A 17,899-nucleotide genomic window follows, 5' to 3' on the forward strand; every position below is an offset into this window, starting at 1 on the left:
CCAAATAAGACTAAAATTGACACTTTGACAGCTTTACTCGAAAATATCTTAATTTTATTAATATTTCGCTACTCTCCTTTATTTAAATATTTAATTTAATATTTATTTTATAACAAAATAAACTAGTATCCCTGATATAACAATGTAACAAAGAGCATATAAGATAGTTTTTGATAGTAGTCTTCCTTCTTGTCCAATAAGACCTGCAGTTGTAGTTGCTATTGTGATGTTTTGGGGGGAAATCATTTTTCCTCCTGTTGCTCCTGTTGTGTTTGCAGCCGCGAGCCAATAAGGATTAGCAGAGATGTTTTCTGCAATTTGTGTTTGTAGGGGCCCAAATAAAATGTTTGAGACAGTATCACTACCTGTTAAGAAAGTACCAAGAGCGCCTATTAAGGGGCTAAATAATGGGTAAAGTGTGCCTGTTAAAATTGAGATGCCGTCTGCGATGTCTTTTATCATTCCACTATGTGTCATAAGCCTTGATATTGATACTATACAAATAATTACAAATGAAGATAAGGCCATTTTTTTTACAGTAAGTATGAATACTTTTAATTGTTCAATCAAAGGAATGCCTCTTATTGAGTAGGACAATATTGTTGCAAGAAGAATTAATAATCCTGGCGAGGTTATCCATTTAAAGTGCAAGGGAGCCGTCCCAGGGTAAACTTCAAGAACAGTCTTAAAGCTTGACAGGTATTTATTTATGCTGTGGAAAAGTGGCGAAACAGTTATTATGAATGAGACTATTAAAATATAAGGAAGACAAGCAAGAAAACCTTGTTTTACTGATACTTTTACGGCGGTATGATCTGTGTCTTTTTTTTCGAAAAATTTTATATAAAATACTGTTATAACCATTGAGAGCATGCTTCCAAGTACAGCAGGAAGTTCTGGCCCCAATGCTCTTGATACATAAATTTGAGATACTGCCATTGATAGCCCTGAAAGGAGCGTGAGCGTAAATATACCCCTAATTCCAGCAATGCCCCCACCCACTAGCATTACTAGTATAAACGGTATGACAATAGTTGGCAGCATTAGTTGCAAGGCAATATCAGATGATACCACCTTAACATCTAGTCCTGTCGATTGGGCTAGAGATGTGATAGGAATTCCTACAGAACCATATGCGGTTGAAGATGTGTTCATAATCAGACATATAAAACATGCAAAGATTGGCTCAAACCCTATTGCTATTAATATTGAGACTGGAATCGCAACAGCAGTACCATAACCCGCAACGCCCTCTAAAAAATTCCCAAACCCCCATGCTACAAGTAAAACAATTATTCGCTTATCAGATGATACACTTGATAACATAGATTTTATAACTCTCATGTCATTTTGGCTTTCAGACATTTTATAAGTGAAGATAGCAGCAATAATCACAATGACTATTGGCCATATTCCCATCATTGCTCCCTCAAGTATTGCAAGACTTGTGTTAGTTATTCCTAAATTTTTATCAAACAAAACCATTGCAGTAGTTACTGCTAAGCATACTGGTATCACAAAATAAGCTGGTTTTTTTAATATTCCAAGTCCAATGATTATCAATACGATTGGTATTAAGGCTTTCATGAAAGCGTAAGAATTCATAATATATCTACTCCTTTATAAATTTACCATCTACAATTTATCCCTTAAGTTTATAATAAATTTCCACGCAATAATATATAATATTACTGCATGAAAATTGTCTCGGCTATGCTACAGATTTTAATTTTATCCGGTGAGCTTTTTTCAATTGATTTGGTTGAGGTTGAAAGAGTCGCAAAGGACGCAAAGTCGGTTGTTCTTCTTGATTATGATACTAAGCGTGTTCTTTATGCGAGGAGACCCAATCTAATTTTCCCACCAGCATCTCTTACTAAACTTGTCACAATTTATACTGCTTTAATTGAGGCAAGGAAAAAGAATGTGGATTTTAAAACTATTGTGCCCATTAGTGAAGCTGCTTCGTATTATAATGCTCCACCAAATTCTTCTTTAATGTTTTTAGAAAAAGGACAGAGAGTGAATTTTGAGGAATTACTTAAAGGACTTGCGGTTTCCTCTGGAAATGATGCTGCTGTAGCTATTGCTGAGTTTATGGCGGGAGGGGATTTAGGCGGTTTTGTTAATTTAATGAACATTAATGTCCTAAACTTGGGTCTTTTGAATATGCATTTTGTTGATACATCAGGGTATAGCGACAGCAATGAAATTACAGCAATAGAAATGGCATTGTTTTCAGGAACTTACATAGAAAAATTTGAATTTATGCTGAGGATACATTCTCTTGAAAGTTTTATTTATCCAAAACCTGAAAATTTAGGAGATAAATCTGCTTCAAATGTGCTAAATCTGAAGCAACATAATAAAAATCTTTTAATATACAGTTATTCCTATGCTGATGGCCTTAAGACGGGTTATATTGGAAAATCGGGATTAAATATTGTTGCTACAGCTAAAAGGGGAGAAATGAGATTAATATCCGTAATTTTAGGTGTTGATAAGGGGATTGATAATGGGGGTGAGAAAAGGCGTGCTTTAATTGCTGAGAAATTATTTGAATATGGATTTAATAATTATCATAAATTTTCTTTCATTGTAAAATCAAAAGAAAGGGTCTATAATGGGGAGACGAGTACGGTCGATGTCTCGTCTAGGGTGCCTTTTAGGTATGTTTTTTCAAAAGATGAAGTTGATAGAGTGAGGGTTGACTCCCGCATGAGGAATTTGGTTGCTCCACTTGGTGGGGATGATGCGGTTGGAAAAGCTGAGTTTTTTTTGGATAATGATAAACTGGGTGAGTTAGATTTGTTCAGTAAGCGAGTTAGGAGATTGGGATTTTTTAATAGTTTTTATAAGTTTGTTGTGAGTTTTTTCGAAAGAGAGTAATAAGGTTTATGTTAAGTCACTTTAATTTTAAGTTAAAAAGAGATGTTACGATAATAGTTCCAGGCGAAGCTTTTGTGTCGAGTAATAGGGTTATTTCTACAATACTTGGGTCTTGTGTTTCTGTTGTGCTTCATGATGGGGTGCGTAATGTTATTGGGGTGAATCATTATGTTTTAGTGAAATCGGAATCGGAGGTTGCTTCCTCACAGAAGGGTAGATATGGGGTCTACGCTGTTCCTATGCTAATCGATGCTATGTTAGACAGTGGATCCTTGAAAAATAATCTTAAGGCTAAGCTTTTTGGGGGGGCTAATTTCATGGCAAAGGGAGCTATAAGGGTGGGGTCTGAGAATGCAGAATTTGCAGTTAGTGTGTTGGCCAAGTACGGCATTCCGGTTTTGAGTAAAGATTTTGATCAATCTAGATCTAGGAAGATTTTTGCCTATCCTGAAAACTTTAAGGTCGTGGTGGAATATCCAGATGGGGCCAAGGTTTTTTAATTTTGCTTAATGATTAATTTTGACACAAAGCTGTTACCACTATTGGTAGGTTCCTTTTAATAATTGCCGGTGTTGTAGCTGTAAAGTCGAGGGTTATTGCTTATCAAATAGCTCATCTTCTCGTGGATAGCATTGCTCGGAAAGAGATTTTGCCTCTTACCTTTGCAAATAAAGCTGTCAGTGAAATGAAGGGGTAGGATAGTGTGTTTGTTAGAGCGGTCTCTTAGTGATCTTACCATTATTATTTTTCATGCATTTGCTCTTATGTTTTTAAATGAAAGTCAAAAAGGGTTAGATTATAGGAGAGATTTTAACATTTACGATGAGAATGACAAGATTGGCCTTACCGAAGAAATCTTAATTTGGTAGGGGGGATCATTGCGTTCTATTAGCGATTTTGTATCGCTTTTTAAAAATGAACTTGTTTCTTTAAATGATCTTAAGAGTGATGATAAGAAAACCTTTTGAAGTTTTAGGGGGAGAGATTAAAACTGTACGATTCTTTTGATTTTGAAGATCTCTGCTCGTAAGGTTAGATTTTGCATTCCAACTTGCATTTTAGTATTATAAGGTAGTTTTACCAAATAAATGTATCTAGTATGAAATTTTTATTAATTCTTAATTAAGGGGGCGTATGTGGAACATATTGTAATTGATTATTTTAGGAGAATATCCCAAATACCTAGGTGTTCAAAGAATATAGAGGGGATTAGCGATTATATTAAAAATGAGGCTAGAAGGTTTGGCTATTCCTTTAAGGAAGATAGAATAGGTAATATTGTAGTCAAGATTAAGGCTAATGGTACTGTAGATTCAGAACCTATTATTCTCCAAGCTCACACGGACATGGTTTGTGAAAAAAACGAAGCCTTTGTTCATGATTTTAAGAAAGATCCTATCAATATAATTGAGAATGATGGATATTTGTCAGCATTGGGTACCACTCTTGGCGCTGATAATGGGATTGGAGTTGCTATGATGCTTGCTGTTATGAGTGAGGCTAATGGATTTAGGCATCCTGAATTAGAGCTTCTATTTACAGTTGATGAGGAGGTAGGGTTAATAGGGGCCATTGGGCTTGACCCTGCTCTATGTAGTGGAAAGATGTTAATTAATCTTGACGGAGAAGAAGAGGGTTATTTCTTGGTTGGATGTGCTGGTTCTCGCCTTGTTAATGTTAGTCTTAAACCTAAATATAGAGTAAGTAAAAAAAGTATGGGGATTGAGGTTCTGTTTACTGGGCTTAAAGGGGGGCATTCCGGGGCAGATATTCATATTGATTTAGGAAATTCTTTAAAGTTGATGTTTTTTGCTTTAAGTGAACTCAGATCAAAGATAGAGTTTGAGGTTGAATATATATCTGGAGGGGATAAAAGCAATGCAATTCCCAGGGAAGCAAAGGCTCTCGTATTAATTGAACCTGAGGATTATGCCTTTCTGGAAGAAGAATTGGGAGCGTTTAATCTTAAAGCAAAGAGAATGTATACTCTTGAGCGTGATTTCAAGATTAAGCTAAAGAAGGTTGATTCTTCAGGAGTTGCATTAGAAAAGATGGATCAGGATAAGATCTTAAATATGGGTATGGCCTTCTTACATGGGGTGCAAAAGGTTGAAGATTATGAAAATAAACTTATCAGAACCTCTTTAAATTTTGCTAGTTTGTTGAAATTAAATGATGAATATCAATTTGTATTTACAATAAGGTCGTTGTTGGATGTAGAGAAAGAGTATGTTTTTGATCATTTAAGGGCAATTAGTGGGCTTGCGGGAGCTAATTTTGAAGCAATTTATGATTATCCTTCTTGGAATCCGACTAAGGATAGTAAGCTTTTAAATCATCTTAAGAGTGTGTACAAAGAGATGTATTTAGAGGACCCCAGAACTATGGTAATTCATGCTGGTCTTGAGACTGGAATAATATCCTCAAAATTTGGAGGAATAGACTCGGTTACAATTGGCCCTTGGATTGAGGCGCCTCATACACCAAGAGAGAGAGTCAATATTGAATCAACTATTAGAGTTTATAATTTTTTAAAGACTGGTTTAGAGAATATTTAGGCTTTCTGTTTATTTTTCGTGGGATGGTGGGTACATAGGTTTGTTGACTTCCTTTTTAAATGTATATAAAATGAACTTACATGTGATTTGGATGTAATTGGTGGTTGTAGCTCAGTTGGTAGAGCACCGGATTGTGGTTCCGGCTGTCGCGGGTTCAAGCCCCGTCAATCACCCTGGTTTTGTGATGCACTCATAGCTCAATTGGATAGAGCATTGGACTTCGAATCCAAGGGTTGCAGGTTCGAGTCCTGCTGGGTGCGAAATGTTGGGCGTTTGTGCTTGAAAAAGCTTTTTAAGTTTTGTATACTACCTAGGAATGCAGGAGTGGTGAAACTGGCAGACACGCTAGACTTAGGATCTAGTGCCTTTGGCGTGTGGGTTCGACTCCCACCTTCTGCAAGAAATGCGAAAGTAACTCAGGGGTAGAGTGTCACCTTGCCAAGGTGGAAGTCGCGGGTTCAAATCCCGTCTTTCGCTTAATTGGTTTTTGCTATTAAGTTTTTGTTAGAGGAATTGCGTGGTATTAAGTAACAGTGTGAGATTGCTTTCGGACTCTAGGGTAGAGGCCGTTATTAGAGTGTCTAGGGGTTTTGTTAAAGATAAGTATGATGAGTTTTTGAAGGATTATTCCTCTCGCCTCAAGGTGCAGGGGTTTAGGGTGGGGAAGGTTCCTTTTGGGGTTATTGAGAGTAAGTATTCTGATAATTTAAGGGCTTTGACCATAGATAAGGTTATTCGTGAGTCTTTGGAGGATTTTTTCAAGGGTGCTGTTTATAAACCGTTGGGTTATGCTGCTCCTACAATATTGGAAGAGAGGTTGGATATAGATTTTGAGAAGGATTTTGAGTTTACTGTTGTGTATGAGGCTTACCCTGAGTTTGAAGTGCCGGATATTACTGATATTGCTGTAGAAATGCCGGAAGTCGTTATTGCTGACTCTGATGTTGAGGACGGTCTTAGGCGATTGCAGGCAGAGAACTCGATTGTTGTTGAAGACAGGGGTAGCGTTAAGAGGGGTAGTATTGTTAAGGTTGATTTTGTTGAGCTTGATGAGTTTTTGGGGGAGATTTTGTCGACTAGGAGACAAGATTTTGTTTTCACTGTGGGGGAATCTAATAATTATTATGGGTTTGATGAAGACATCATTGGAATGAGTAAAGGTGAGGAGAGGATTGTAGAGAAGAGTTATGATAAGAAGTATAGGTTTAGCGAACTTGCGGGTTCTGCTAAGAAATTGAAGATTACTGTTACAGACATTAAAAGACGTGATATTCCTGAACTTGATGATGATTTTGCAAAAGATATTAATGATAGTTTGAATACGCTAGAAGAACTTAAAGAGCTCATAAGGGTGGATATGTTAAAACTTGTAGAGGAAAAAAAAGAAGCTCTTAAACTTTCAAAATTGTTATCCGAAATTGCAGAGAAGTTGAGCATAGAAGTTCCTCCTTCTATGCTTGAAGCTGAGCTTAATAATGCTTTAAGTAAATTTTCAGAGCAGAATAAGATCAGTATTGATCAGGCTAGAAGTTCTTTGGGTGAATTGGGAGGTGCGGATAATGTTTTTAAAGAAGAATTGCTTAAAAATTTGAAGTCTAGATTAATTTTGCAAAAGATTGTAGCTGATGATAGCGAGGAAGTTACGGATGCTGATTTGGACTTGGAGTTAACTAGGCAGGCTGAGAATGCAAGGATGGAATTAGCAGAGATTCGAAAATTTTATGAAGAGAGAAATTTGTTACAGGTTTTGAAAGATGAAGTTAAGAATCAAAAGGTTAGGAGTAAGATTTTAAAAAATGTCAAAGAAATTAAAGCTAAAAAAATTCCTTTCAGAGATTTTTTAAATAGTGAAACGGGTGAGCAATGACACGAGAGTATATGCACAATCTGGTTCCTACTGTTGTAGAGCATACAGGGAATTATGAACGAGTCTTTGATATATATTCAAGGTTGCTAAGGGATAGGATAATTTTTTTAAGCGGCGAGATTAGCGATGTTAAGGCAGATACGGTTATTGCACAACTTCTTTTCTTGGAATCTGAGAATTCTGATAAGGATGTGCATGTTTATATAAATTCTCCGGGGGGTAGTATTACTGCGGGACTTGCAATTTATGATACTATGCAATACATCAAGCCGGATGTTAGAACTATTTGCATTGGACAGGCAGCTTCAATGGCTGCGTTTTTGCTTGCAGGGGGCACTAAGGGCAAAAGGGATTCATTGTCATATTCAAGAATAATGATTCATCAACCTTGGGGTGGAATAGGAGGGCAGGCTAGCGATATTAGCATACAAGCAAATGAAATCATGAGGCTTAAGAGGTTGATAATAGATATTATGTCTAGTAGGCTAGGTGTTTCTAAAAAAAAATTATCTCTTGATATTGAGAGAGATTACTTTATGACACCTAATGATGCTCTTGTTTATGGGATTATTGACAATATTTTAGAGAGGAATTAATTTAGTTTTGGATAGTGTGTTGTATGGCAAGAAATAAGAATCAAAGGATTGTGGAGTGTTCTTTTTGTGGTCGTGTTAGAGCCGAAGAAGAGAAAATGATTACCACAAGATCTGTTGCTATTTGCTTCGAATGCTCTAGGGGGTGTTACAATCTTTTTCAAGAAGAAGCTGTAAGAGATGTGAGTGGTAAATCTTATGGGGAACTTCCATCTCCTAGGCAACTTAAGAGTCATCTGGATAGATATGTTATTGGGCAGGAAGATGCTAAGAAAGTTTTATCTGTGGCTGTTTATAATCATTATAAGAGGATATTTAGAGGTAGTGTGGAGGGGGAGATTGAGCTTGAAAAATCTAATATATTGATTGTAGGCCCTACTGGTAGTGGGAAAACTCTGCTTGCTAAGAAGTTGGCTGATGAGATGAATGTCCCTTTTACTATTGCGGATGCTACAACGCTTACTGAGGCTGGTTATGTGGGTGAGGATGTTGAAAATATTTTACTTAAGCTTATTCATGCGGCCCAAGGAGATGTGAGGTTTGCGGAGAGGGGTATTATTTATATAGACGAGATAGATAAGATTGCCAAGAAGGGTGAGAATGTCTCAATTACTAGGGATGTGTCTGGAGAAGGGGTTCAACAGGCTTTGTTGAAAATCATTGAGGGTACTGTTGCTAATGTGCCGCCAAGGGGAGGCAGGAAGCATCCTTATGAGGATACTATTGAAATTAATACTCAAGATATACTGTTTATATGCGGCGGGGCTTTTGTGGGACTTGAAAAGATTATTCAGAAAAGAATTAGCAGAAGCTCTATTGGATTTTCATCTGCTGCTAAGAAAGAGATTGAAGGGGATAATTTTTTAAAATATTTAGAAATGGAAGATCTAGTGAAATTTGGATTAATACCGGAGTTTGTGGGTAGGCTTCCTGTGCATTCCTACCTTGAAAGTCTAGGAAAACAGGATTTAATTAAGATATTAATTGAGCCAGATAATTCTATTTTAAAGCAATATTATCATATGTTTAAAATGGATAGTGTGGAGCTTGTATTTGAAAAGGATGCAATTGATGCTATTGCTGAGGAGGCAATGAGTAAGAATACAGGTGCTAGAGGCCTACGTTCTATTTTAGAAGAGTTGCTTAAACATACGATGTTTGAAGTACCTTCGATTAAGCAAGTAAAAAAGGTTATTGTTACCAAAGAGTCTGTTTTGAGTAATGATATTGAACCCTTGATTCTGACGGGGAAACAGGTCAATAAGATTTGGCCAAAAGAACTTTATGAAATCAATTCTAAGTCTAATTAGTACTAGAAAGGATGATATTCCGGTTATCTTTTTAGGACAGAATGTTTTTTTCCCAGGCGTGACCTTATGGACCACTTTTGACGATAGTGTTGCTGTTGGTGCTGTCTACCAGGCTATGCTAGAGAGTAGGCTGGTTTTGTTTGTCTATGTTAATAATTCTAAATCTAATACTTCTGGAAAGATTAGTTTAAAAAATGTGTACCCTGTTGGTACTTATAGTAAAATCATTCAAGTTGTAAAGGTTGCTAAAGGTTCAATAAAAGTTTTAGTTGAATGCCAAGATAGGGTTATTATAAGGAGTCTTCTTAAGAAGAGTGCTTCTTTTATTAGGGCTAAAGTTGATTTTATTCCTGATGAGAGTGAATTTAGTAGCAAGATTTTTGTTTATTCTAAATTCTTAAGAGAAGCTTATGAAACTTACAAGTCTTGTCTTCCTGCTAAAGAATTGGGGGATGGTGATGACAATATTAATTTCCTTGATAAACCTACTAAACTTGTTGATGTATTAGCATCTAATGTTAAGTTGGAATACGGTGTAAAGTTGGAGCTTTTACAAGAATTGGATGTTCAGAGTAGAATTGAAAAGTTAATTGTAAATTTAAATATTGAAATTGATCTTTTAAGGCTTAAGAAGGACATCAAATCCAAAGTTAACGATAAGCTTGATAAGGGGCAAAGGGAGTATTTTTTAAATGAACAGATAAAGGAAATACAGAAAAGATTAGGGAAAGATGAAGCTGAGTATCTTGATAGATTGAATTCTAAGAAAATTCCTGAAGATATTAAGCCAAGAATCGAGAAAGAAATATCTAGGCTTTCCTCCATGAACGCAAATTCTCCAGATGCCAATATTATTAGAAGTTATGCTGAGTTGTTACTTGAGCTGCCTTGGAATGAGCATACTATTATGGAGAATTCCTTAGGTGATATTGAATTTATTTTAAAAAATGCGCACTATGGGATGGATGAAGCTAAAGAAAAAATAATTAACTTTTTAGCTGTTTATCATATTAATTCTAAAATTCAAGCACCTGTTTTGTGTCTTGTGGGTCCCCCTGGTACTGGAAAGACTTCTATTGCCTCCTCTGTTGCCACTTCTCTTTCTAGGAAATTTGCAAAAATTTCTCTTGGGGGAGTTAGAGACGCAGCTGAAATTAGAGGACATAGGAGAACTTATGTCGGAGCTCTCCCAGGGGTTTTTATTAATGCAATTAAAATAGCGGGTAAATCTAATCCTGTAATTTTACTTGACGAGATAGATAAGATTGATAATTCTTATAGGGGAAATCCAGAGGCTGCCCTTTTAGAAGTTTTAGATACTGAGCAAAACTCCAAGTTCGTTGATCATTATTTGGAGATTCCTTATGATCTTTCTAATGTATTGTTTATTGCAACAGCTAATTCTCTTCATGGAATTTCTAAACCCCTTCTTGATAGAATGGAGATCATTAAGATAGAAGGGTATTCTTATATTGAAAAATTAGAGATTGCAAAAAAATTTTTAATGCCGGGTATAATCAGAGAAAGTTTTTTAAGCAAGGTTTATATAAGAATAGAAGATGATGTTATTTTGCACATAATCAAAAAATATACCATGGAGTCTGGAGTTAGAGAGCTTAAGAGAGCTTTGACCAATTTGTTTAGAATGGTTATAAGGGAATTACTTCATGTTTATTCTAGGGAAGATATAATTGAGGGTAATTTTTATTTTCCTAGTTCCTTAATGCATGAAAGTAATTCAATTTTTACTCATGATCCTGATATTCCTGGTATTTATAAAATCATCAATATGAATAATTTTCACGTTTATGTGGATTGTGAGTATAACTTTAATTTAATTAAGATTGATTCTTCTGGATTTGTTTATGGTCTTGCTTGGACAAACCATGGGGGTGTTATACTTCCTGTTGAAGCTATTAAGTTTGAAAAGAAAGGGGATGTTATTTTAACAGGCAGTCTTGGGGCTGTTATGAAGGAGAGTGCACAACTTGCTTATTCTGTGGTTAAAACCTATTCGTCCAGACTTAATTTTGATATAAATGAGAGTCCTGAAATTCATTTACATTTTCCAGAGGGAGCTACGCCAAAAGACGGTCCTTCGGCTGGAGTTACTATTGCAACAGCAATAGCTTCCATACTATCTGATAAAAAAGTTCCTTTAGATCTTGCAATGACAGGAGAAGTTACTCTTAAGGGGTCCATCCTTCCTGTGGGAGGTATTAAGGAAAAAGTACTTGCAGCTTATAGGAATGGAATAAGCAAAGTTATAATTCCTGAGGACAATAGGCGCGATTATGTTAAGCTTCCTGAAGAGATTAAGAGCAGTATGTTTGTTAAGTATGTGTCTCATCTGGAAGAAGTTTTTGATTATTTAAGTATTATTTAAAATTTGCTATCATTAGACTCATCAAGGAGGTTTATATGAAAGATGGAGTCAGAAGGCCTTCAGGAAGTAGGGCATCATTTAATGCCCAAGGTCCTGCCAAGAACCCAGCCAAGAGCGGATTCCCAACCTTTTCCAAAGCCAGCTTCGGAAAAAATTTTACTAAAGGCAGAAAGAAGGGTAAATAAGCCGTGGGTGTGTAAACCAACAACACCCTATGCTCTCTTAGAATAATACTCAACAATCATTTGCTCATTAGCAAGGGTGGGTATTTCGTCCCTCGCTGGAGGGCGTGTCACCTTAACCTGCAAAGCATCAGCATTTACTTCTATCCAAGTCGGAAGATTTCGAAGAGTTGATGTCCTCTCTATATTAGATCTAACCAGCTTCCTTAAGCTGTCCTTATCCTTTACCCGTAATTCATCATTCGCTCTTAAAGTAATAGAAGGCACCGTAACCCTTCTTCCATTAAGTATGATCACCCCATGCGAAACTATCTGTCTAGCATGGGCTCTTGAAATAGCAAATCCAGCCCGATATACAACATTGTCAATTCTTCTCTCAAGCAGAGCCAAAAGATTGTGTCCGGTGACCCCATGATGTCTTTTCGCTTCCCTGAAAATGTTAGTCAGTTGCCTCTCACTTACGCCATAAGTAAACTTAACCTTTTGCTTCTCTACCAACTGCTTCCCATACTCAGTGACCTTACCCTTCCTAGACCTCCCATGCATTCCCGGTGGATTAGGTTTCCTCTTCAGTAGTTTATCGTACTTAGGTTGTTCAAATATATTAACACCAAACCGCCTGACCATCTTACCTTTAGCTATATTCTTCCTATTCATTTATTCTCCATACATTAAAACAATATAGCAGGGATAGGACTCGAACCTATGACCTTCGGGTTATGAGCCCGACGAGCTACCAACTGCTCTACCCTGCGCCGTACAGCTTAGCATGTTAACACAACTTTGTCAGAAGTGTCAATTGATTTTGTTTCTTTATATTAAAATGTACATTTCATATATTTCTTTGTGTTGTTTTTTAATGATTTCTTTTGTTGCCTCTATTTTTCGTATCAGGCTTTTCAAATCACTTTCATGGTTTAAGTCTAATTTTGCATAAAGATTTAAATGATTCCCCTCGTGAGACAAATTAAGTTCTTTCAAGTTTATTTTGGTATTTTTCAATGTATCTTTTATCTCTCTTTTTAAATCTATGTCTTGTTTTGAGAGAAGTTTATTAGCGTTTTTTAGTATTACGTAAAGTCCTTCTCTAATAATTATAAAACTGATGAATATAGATATGATTTTGTCAAAACCTGTCCACACATAATTTGCAAGTAATAAACTTAATGTAGTGCCTCCGTGGGAAAATATACAGTTTTTATCGGCTGATGAGAGAGCTAGGAGTAAGTAGTTATTGTATCTTTTTCCGATCTGAAATTTTACTAAATATTCGACCATTTTTACTATGAAAAATATAAAGGGTACTAATGGTATCCAAATGCTTTTCCTGAAAGATTTATTTGAAAATATTTCAAGGATATTATTCTTATCCTCCTCGTGATGATTGTTTGAATGAGAATGTCCGTGTTCATGGAAGTGATCTTGTTCATGATCGTGAAAGTGATCGTGATCATGGCTATGATCTTCAAGGTGAGTGGGATGATAATGAACATGAAATCCAGATTCGCCCCCAAGGCTAATTAATTTATTCAGACCTGTTGAGTTTAAAAATATCGTAAATCCTGCTGTTATTATAATTATCCCTATGATGAATGATATTAAATTCTCCATTTTTTTATATCCGTAAGGATAATAAATCGTCTCGGGTTTATTTGTAATTTTGAGGCTAAAGTAGGTAATTGCTGATAACACAAAATCTGAGAGAACGTGAAAGGCGTCTGCTATAAGTGCAAATGAATTGAAAAGTATTCCTACAGTGAGTTTGGATGCAATAGAAACTACTTCTGCTAGTACTGAGACGAGGCCAATCCCCATTATGAACTTATCCTTTTTGATCTCAGGTGTTAGGTCTTTTTTATATACGCTATTGTTATTTATAAATCCTAAACTTTTAAGTTCTTCCTCTACTTCAGTAATTTCGCAGGAAATTTTCTGTAGTTTATTCTTTTTCCCATAATAAATTAAATTATTAAATACTATTTTTTCTATTCCCTCTGCCTTAAAGTCCGGATTGATATAAAAATCGTTAACCTCAATTTCTCTATCTTTCGTTTTTGCTTTAATATATGAAACGGCTTTAGCATGATTTTCTATATAAGCTATGTAGAATTCAGTTTGTTTTAGGCTTCCAAGATTTAAATTCACATATTTGCTAATATTTTTATTATTGATGACCTTAACCATACTTGCACCTTCCCTTGCTTTTATTGCATAATTTTACATGTGAGTATAGCAATATTTTTTTTTATGTTCAATGAATTTGTTAGTATTTTAAATAATGGATTTATTGATGTTTTCAATTTGGGGATTTATGTTACAGGCTCAGTTTTTTGTTAAGAAATGTAAAAAAGCTGTATCTAGGGATGATGTTTTGACTAATAATGTGAAGGCCGTTGAGGGTGTTTTTTATGATTTTTTTAAAATTTTTAATAAAAAATCTTTAAAGAACATATTTAATTATTATTATGAGAATTTTGAGTCTGATGAGGGAATATACGCCTTTATTGATAAATTTTTACCAATAATTAGCTTTCTGTCTCTAGAGAGTGTAGAGTATGAGTTTAATAGGTGCGAGAAAGAGCTTATATTAGAGGTGTTTGATTCCTCCGCTGAAACCCTGGATGCTAGCAAGCTAAAAGAACTAGCCAGTTCGATTGTTTCTCTTGGTATTCTAAATTGATTTCCCTAAGCAGGCCCTAAGCTTTGTTTTATTTACTAATAGAGATTCTTGACATCTCTTCTTTGTCGAATGGAATTTTGAGTAAGTCCCTGAGTGTGTAAGCCTTAAGGACTGACTTATTAGAATTAAATGTGAGGGGATTTGTTATGAGTATTTTGGTGTCCCTGTCGAAAAATTCCGACATTACCTGAAGGCATATTGCACACGGAATTGTTTCCGGAATTGTTGAGAGTAGCATAAAATCTATTCTTTGTATTCCAACAGATGATATCATGCTTACAATAGCGCCCCTTTCTGCACAGCAGGTAGCACCAAAGCTTGCATTTTCAACATTCGAGCCCTGAAAGAACAAATTATCCCTAGTTTTAAGACAAGCCCCCACTTTAAAGTTTGAATAAGGTGAATAAGAATTACTCCTTGCGTCCTCAGCCATCTGAAACGCTTGCCTAATCTGATCTTTATCAATACCGTTCAAATAAAATCCTCATCTTCTATTGATACCTCTTAAGTATAACAATTTACTTATGATTTTGAACAAAACTTTTAAATTTTCAATTGTATCAAAATTTTGTTAATATTTGTTTATGTTAGTTGCTATTGAATTTATTAAAAAATACGATGATTTTATTATCATTGGGCATAAGGATCCTGATTTTGATTGTGTTGGTTCATCCTTAGCTTTAGCTTCTTTTTTGTCCAGAATAGGAAAGAGGTCTGTTATGCTTAATGAAGGGCCTTTTGTTAGAAGAGAAATAATTCCTTTCAAAGATAAATTTTTATCTCAATGGCCTAGTATTAACACTTCAGATTATGCTGTAATCATTTTAGATTGTTCTATCTTTGACAGAATAGGGGATGAGTTTGTTTTTTATGTAAAGGATATGCCTATTCTTGTTATTGATCATCATGCCTCGGGGGATAAGTTGGATGTTCCCAGTTACATTAATCCCTTAGCCCCTTCAACTACTTTTTTGATAGAGAAATTAATTAGGGAATTTGGGTATGATGTTACTAGAGAAGAGGCGTGGTATATTCTGGTTGGATTTTGCACAGATACAGGGTTTTTTAGATTTTTATCGAGCAGCGATCCTGAGCCTTTCGAAATGATAGCTAGGCTTGTCTCTAAGGGATTAAGCCTGAAGGATGTTTATAGTTACATTGAAGCTGTTAAGAGCTTATCTTCAATAGATATCCTGAGATCGATGTTGAACAACCTTAAATCTTATTTTGATGGGAAAGTGTTAGTCACTGTTTTGCCTTTCGATGCAAAAAAAGACACTAATATTAGTGGAGTTAATGAGCTATTTTATGCACTTCTTAGTAATGTTGAAAATAATGAAATATTGGTTATCTTAAAAGAGACTGAAGATGGTTCTATTTTAGCAGGACTTCGGTCTAGGGAATATTTTGATGTTGGGGAGCTTGCTAAGGCTTTTGGAGGGGGAGGGCATAAGCACGCGAGTGGATTTAAGAGCAAGAGGAGCTCTTTAAACCTTTTAGAAAATCAAGTCATCTCATATATAAAGGAATATATTAAGGCTTGAAATTTATTAAAGGAAGTGCTCCTCTTGGGTTAAATCTTTCTATTAGAGCTAAGAACCCCGATTTAAATGCTAGTGCTGTTGTACCATAAACTACCACTATGTTCTCTACCCAGTCTAGTGTTTTAATATGTCGAGGAGTAAGAGATACAATAACGCTTATTTTGTCTTTGTATTTTTTTAAGTTTTCTATGTATTTAAGGCTACCAGGAGTCGAGAGATTGAAAATAACTTGCTCGTGCTTCTCGATTAGCTTCTTAATTTCATGAAGTTTGTTGGAATTAATGCCGTTTAAAGGGTAGTAGTCATAGTAATAACTGGAGCTATTTTGAAATGTTTTTCTTCCTTCTGAAACCATATGATAATAAGGTGATACTAGTAGTGTTTTCTTGTCCCTTGAAACTTTTTTTTCTAGCCTAATTTTTGTTATTCCTCTTAATGTGCTTTGCTCAAAAAATCTTTTAGCCTCACTGGTGGGTATTTCTTGTGCTTTTTTGTAGTTTGGATAGATTTCTACTTTATTTTTATCTTCTTTTAAATATTGCAACTTGATCCTAAGTATTCTTTTATTGGATTTAACGATATTTTCTCTTATCTCGTTATCTTCTTTCATAAGGGCTAAGAGCCTGTCATACGCGCTGCTTTGTAAATTTTCGTTTAATGATATTAATAAAATGTCTGTTTCTGTTCTGATGATTCTTTCAATTGTGTCATATATACTTTCATTTTTATATCTTACAGCGTTCATTAATAAATCATCTGTTATGATCAAATTATTATATTTTAATTTTTCCCTAAGAATTCCTTTTAAAATTTTAATTGATGATGAGGCAGGTATCTCTTCTCCGTTTGTAAGCATTGGATATGCCAGGTGTCCACTCATGATTACTGGAATATTTTCCTGTATTAATACTTCGTAAGGTAATAATTCGTTTTCTAGTATCTCTTCTAAATTTGAATTTATTATTGGTATTTTTGTGTGAGAATCAACAACTGTATTCCCATGCCCCGGGAAATGTTTTGCTGTTGAGATCACCCCTGCTTGTTTTTGTCCTTTATAGGATGCTAGGGCAAATAGAGCAACTATTTGTGGATCATTGGAGTATGCCCTTGGGCCTATTATGAAGTTGTCCTCATGAGTGTAGATGTCAACTATGGGCGCAAAATTTAGGTTGATTCCAAGGCGATTTAATTCGTCTGCTATGTAATATCCTGTGAGGTAAGAATCGTTTGGCGAGAGAGTGGCAGTGATGCCAAGGTTTCCTATTGTTTTTGAGGTCTTTAGTTTTATGTGCTGTGTCCATCCACCCTCTTGGTCTGTAGCAATGAATAGGGGAATTTTAAATCTATTTCTTTGAGACATTACTTGTGCTTTACTTATGCTGTCTATTAGCACAGATAGGTTGCCAGCATTCCATCCAAAGATTTTTATGCCACCCAAGTGCCTCTCTTTGATAAAGTTAAGAGTAAAGTTAGTTATTTGTTCTCCCGGATAACTTATCATAAACATTTGTCCTAGTAGTTCTTTGTCGCTCATTTGGTAGACTATTTTGTTTATTAATTTTTCCCTAGCTTCCGTGTGCCAAAAATCGTACGAGAAGCAACTATTGCTAATAAAAAAGATGTAAATACAAACAATTTTTTTCATATAAACCATACTAATCTTTTATTTTTTTGAAGCACAAGTGCAACATCTTGCTTAATTTGCTTTATTGCCTTAATAACACTTAAACCAAAAAGGGAATTGTAACTTTATCTACATACTTCCTCAATATACATTGTCATTAAATGTACCGAACATAATTCTATTATATTTTTTAAAAATGAAAAATGCTTATTTAAATTAGTGGTTATTAAGTTTGACTAATACAAGTTTAATTTAGTCTATTTATT

At 35.3% G+C, this 17,899-nt stretch carries 16 protein-coding genes, 5 tRNA genes and 1 pseudogene; 16 read left to right on the forward strand and 6 right to left on the reverse strand.

The window, feature by feature from the left end:
- Nucleotides 1–102: 102 nt before the first annotated feature.
- The gene (locus LSO06_RS03115) at nucleotides 103–1,605 is read right to left on the reverse strand and encodes a lactate permease LctP family transporter (protein ID WP_231760606.1); all 1,503 of its coding nucleotides are present in this window, start codon (nucleotides 1,603–1,605) and stop codon (nucleotides 103–105) included.
- A 90-nt stretch (nucleotides 1,606–1,695) separates the two neighbouring features.
- Between LSO06_RS03115 and LSO06_RS03120 the strand changes: the two genes are divergently transcribed.
- From LSO06_RS03120 to LSO06_RS03180, 14 genes and pseudogenes are all read left to right on the forward strand, one after another.
- On the forward strand, nucleotides 1,696–2,889 hold the full coding sequence (locus LSO06_RS03120) for a D-alanyl-D-alanine carboxypeptidase family protein (RefSeq protein ID WP_231760607.1): 1,194 nt from the start codon (nucleotides 1,696–1,698) through the stop codon (nucleotides 2,887–2,889).
- A gap of 8 nt (nucleotides 2,890–2,897) precedes the next feature.
- Nucleotides 2,898–3,389 carry a chemotaxis protein CheD gene (locus LSO06_RS03125; protein ID WP_231760608.1) on the forward strand — a complete coding sequence of 164 codons (492 nt, stop codon included), beginning with the start codon at nucleotides 2,898–2,900 and terminating at the stop codon, nucleotides 3,387–3,389.
- A 38-nt stretch (nucleotides 3,390–3,427) separates the two neighbouring features.
- Nucleotides 3,428–3,586 (forward strand): annotated as a pseudogene (locus tag LSO06_RS05830) (UvrD-helicase domain-containing protein); the annotation flags it as partial.
- Between the two features lie 4 nt (nucleotides 3,587–3,590).
- The gene (locus LSO06_RS03130; protein WP_231760609.1) at nucleotides 3,591–3,758 is read left to right on the forward strand and encodes a UvrD-helicase domain-containing protein; all 168 of its coding nucleotides are present in this window, start codon (nucleotides 3,591–3,593) and stop codon (nucleotides 3,756–3,758) included.
- A 267-nt stretch (nucleotides 3,759–4,025) separates the two neighbouring features.
- A complete protein-coding gene (gene pepD, locus LSO06_RS03135; protein ID WP_231760610.1) occupies nucleotides 4,026–5,447 on the forward strand; it encodes a beta-Ala-His dipeptidase in 1,422 nt (473 codons plus the stop codon).
- A gap of 100 nt (nucleotides 5,448–5,547) precedes the next feature.
- A tRNA-His gene (locus LSO06_RS03140) sits at nucleotides 5,548–5,620 on the forward strand.
- Nucleotides 5,621–5,633: 13 nt separating this feature from the next.
- A tRNA-Arg gene (locus LSO06_RS03145) sits at nucleotides 5,634–5,707 on the forward strand.
- Nucleotides 5,708–5,765: 58 nt separating this feature from the next.
- A tRNA-Leu gene (locus LSO06_RS03150) sits at nucleotides 5,766–5,846 on the forward strand.
- A 6-nt stretch (nucleotides 5,847–5,852) separates the two neighbouring features.
- Nucleotides 5,853–5,924, forward strand: a tRNA-Gly gene (locus LSO06_RS03155).
- 40 nt (nucleotides 5,925–5,964) lie between these two features.
- Nucleotides 5,965–7,314 carry a trigger factor gene (gene tig / locus LSO06_RS03160; protein WP_231760611.1) on the forward strand — a complete coding sequence of 450 codons (1,350 nt, stop codon included), beginning with the start codon at nucleotides 5,965–5,967 and terminating at the stop codon, nucleotides 7,312–7,314.
- Nucleotides 7,315–7,325: 11 nt separating this feature from the next.
- Nucleotides 7,326–7,910 carry an ATP-dependent Clp endopeptidase proteolytic subunit ClpP gene (clpP, locus tag LSO06_RS03165; protein WP_231760884.1) on the forward strand — a complete coding sequence of 195 codons (585 nt, stop codon included), beginning with the start codon at nucleotides 7,326–7,328 and terminating at the stop codon, nucleotides 7,908–7,910.
- 23 nt (nucleotides 7,911–7,933) lie between these two features.
- Nucleotides 7,934–9,217, forward strand: a complete 1,284-nt coding sequence (gene clpX, locus LSO06_RS03170; RefSeq protein ID WP_231760612.1) for an ATP-dependent protease ATP-binding subunit ClpX — start codon at nucleotides 7,934–7,936, stop codon at nucleotides 9,215–9,217.
- Nucleotides 9,192–11,603 (forward strand): endopeptidase La, encoded by a 2,412-nt coding sequence (gene lon / locus LSO06_RS03175; protein ID WP_231760613.1) that lies wholly within the window; start codon nucleotides 9,192–9,194, stop codon nucleotides 11,601–11,603. The genes clpX and lon overlap by 26 nt, the downstream gene beginning before the upstream one ends.
- A 35-nt stretch (nucleotides 11,604–11,638) precedes the next feature.
- Nucleotides 11,639–11,788: a hypothetical protein gene (locus LSO06_RS03180; protein WP_231760614.1), complete on the forward strand. Its 150-nt coding sequence runs from the start codon at nucleotides 11,639–11,641 to the stop codon at nucleotides 11,786–11,788.
- A gap of 27 nt (nucleotides 11,789–11,815) precedes the next feature.
- Here the strand turns inward: LSO06_RS03180 and rpsD are convergent, their stop codons facing one another.
- The 3 genes from rpsD to LSO06_RS03195 form a co-directional block, all read right to left on the reverse strand.
- Nucleotides 11,816–12,442: a 30S ribosomal protein S4 gene (rpsD, locus tag LSO06_RS03185; RefSeq protein WP_231760615.1), complete on the reverse strand. Its 627-nt coding sequence runs from the start codon at nucleotides 12,440–12,442 to the stop codon at nucleotides 11,816–11,818.
- A 25-nt stretch (nucleotides 12,443–12,467) separates the two neighbouring features.
- Nucleotides 12,468–12,540: transfer RNA gene (locus tag LSO06_RS03190), tRNA-Met, on the reverse strand.
- 58 nt (nucleotides 12,541–12,598) lie between these two features.
- A complete protein-coding gene (locus LSO06_RS03195; protein ID WP_231760616.1) occupies nucleotides 12,599–13,969 on the reverse strand; it encodes a cation diffusion facilitator family transporter in 1,371 nt (456 codons plus the stop codon).
- A 94-nt stretch (nucleotides 13,970–14,063) separates the two neighbouring features.
- Here LSO06_RS03195 and LSO06_RS03200 point away from each other — a divergent pair, with 94 nt between their 5' ends.
- Nucleotides 14,064–14,465 (forward strand): hypothetical protein, encoded by a 402-nt coding sequence (locus tag LSO06_RS03200; RefSeq protein WP_370639786.1) that lies wholly within the window; start codon nucleotides 14,064–14,066, stop codon nucleotides 14,463–14,465.
- A 28-nt stretch (nucleotides 14,466–14,493) separates the two neighbouring features.
- On the opposite strand, the gene cdd is transcribed toward LSO06_RS03200, so the two are convergent.
- Entirely contained in the window at nucleotides 14,494–14,940 is a 447-nt protein-coding gene (gene cdd / locus LSO06_RS03205; RefSeq protein WP_231760617.1) for a cytidine deaminase, read from the reverse strand.
- Between the two features lie 109 nt (nucleotides 14,941–15,049).
- Here cdd and LSO06_RS03210 point away from each other — a divergent pair, with 109 nt between their 5' ends.
- Complete coding sequence (locus tag LSO06_RS03210; RefSeq protein WP_231760618.1) at nucleotides 15,050–16,009, forward strand: DHH family phosphoesterase; 960 nt, start codon at nucleotides 15,050–15,052, stop codon at nucleotides 16,007–16,009.
- On the opposite strand, the gene LSO06_RS03215 is transcribed toward LSO06_RS03210, so the two are convergent.
- Nucleotides 15,999–17,543, reverse strand: a complete 1,545-nt coding sequence (locus LSO06_RS03215) for a glycoside hydrolase family 3 N-terminal domain-containing protein (protein ID WP_231760886.1) — start codon at nucleotides 17,541–17,543, stop codon at nucleotides 15,999–16,001. The two genes, LSO06_RS03210 and LSO06_RS03215, sit on opposite strands and share 11 nt — an antisense overlap.
- Nucleotides 17,544–17,899 lie beyond the last annotated feature (356 nt).

The organism is Borrelia sp. RT5S, from assembly GCF_021165755.1.
In the GTDB taxonomy this organism is placed as follows: Bacteria; Spirochaetota; Spirochaetia; order Borreliales; family Borreliaceae; genus Borrelia.

What these genes read in the sequence shown, in the direction of transcription:
- LSO06_RS03120 (WP_231760607.1), top strand. Translation starts at nt 1,696, where the DNA reads ATGAAAATTGTCTCGGCTATGCTACAGATTTTAATTTTATCCGGTGAG.
- LSO06_RS03210 (WP_231760618.1), top strand. Translation starts at nt 15,050, where the DNA reads ATGTTAGTTGCTATTGAATTTATTAAAAAATACGATGATTTTATTATC.
- clpP (WP_231760884.1), top strand. Translation starts at nt 7,326, where the DNA reads ATGCACAATCTGGTTCCTACTGTTGTAGAGCATACAGGGAATTATGAA.
- LSO06_RS03200 (WP_370639786.1), top strand. Translation starts at nt 14,064, where the DNA reads ATGGATTTATTGATGTTTTCAATTTGGGGATTTATGTTACAGGCTCAG.
- LSO06_RS03195 (WP_231760616.1), bottom strand. Translation starts at nt 13,969, where the DNA reads ATGGTTAAGGTCATCAATAATAAAAATATTAGCAAATATGTGAATTTA.
- lon (WP_231760613.1), top strand. Translation starts at nt 9,192, where the DNA reads ATGAAATCAATTCTAAGTCTAATTAGTACTAGAAAGGATGATATTCCG.
- LSO06_RS03180 (WP_231760614.1), top strand. Translation starts at nt 11,639, where the DNA reads ATGAAAGATGGAGTCAGAAGGCCTTCAGGAAGTAGGGCATCATTTAAT.
- LSO06_RS03215 (WP_231760886.1), bottom strand. Translation starts at nt 17,543, where the DNA reads ATGAGCGACAAAGAACTACTAGGACAAATGTTTATGATAAGTTATCCG.
- rpsD (WP_231760615.1), bottom strand. Translation starts at nt 12,442, where the DNA reads ATGAATAGGAAGAATATAGCTAAAGGTAAGATGGTCAGGCGGTTTGGT.
- clpX (WP_231760612.1), top strand. Translation starts at nt 7,934, where the DNA reads ATGGCAAGAAATAAGAATCAAAGGATTGTGGAGTGTTCTTTTTGTGGT.
- LSO06_RS03125 (WP_231760608.1), top strand. Translation starts at nt 2,898, where the DNA reads ATGTTAAGTCACTTTAATTTTAAGTTAAAAAGAGATGTTACGATAATA.
- LSO06_RS03115 (WP_231760606.1), bottom strand. Translation starts at nt 1,605, where the DNA reads ATGAATTCTTACGCTTTCATGAAAGCCTTAATACCAATCGTATTGATA.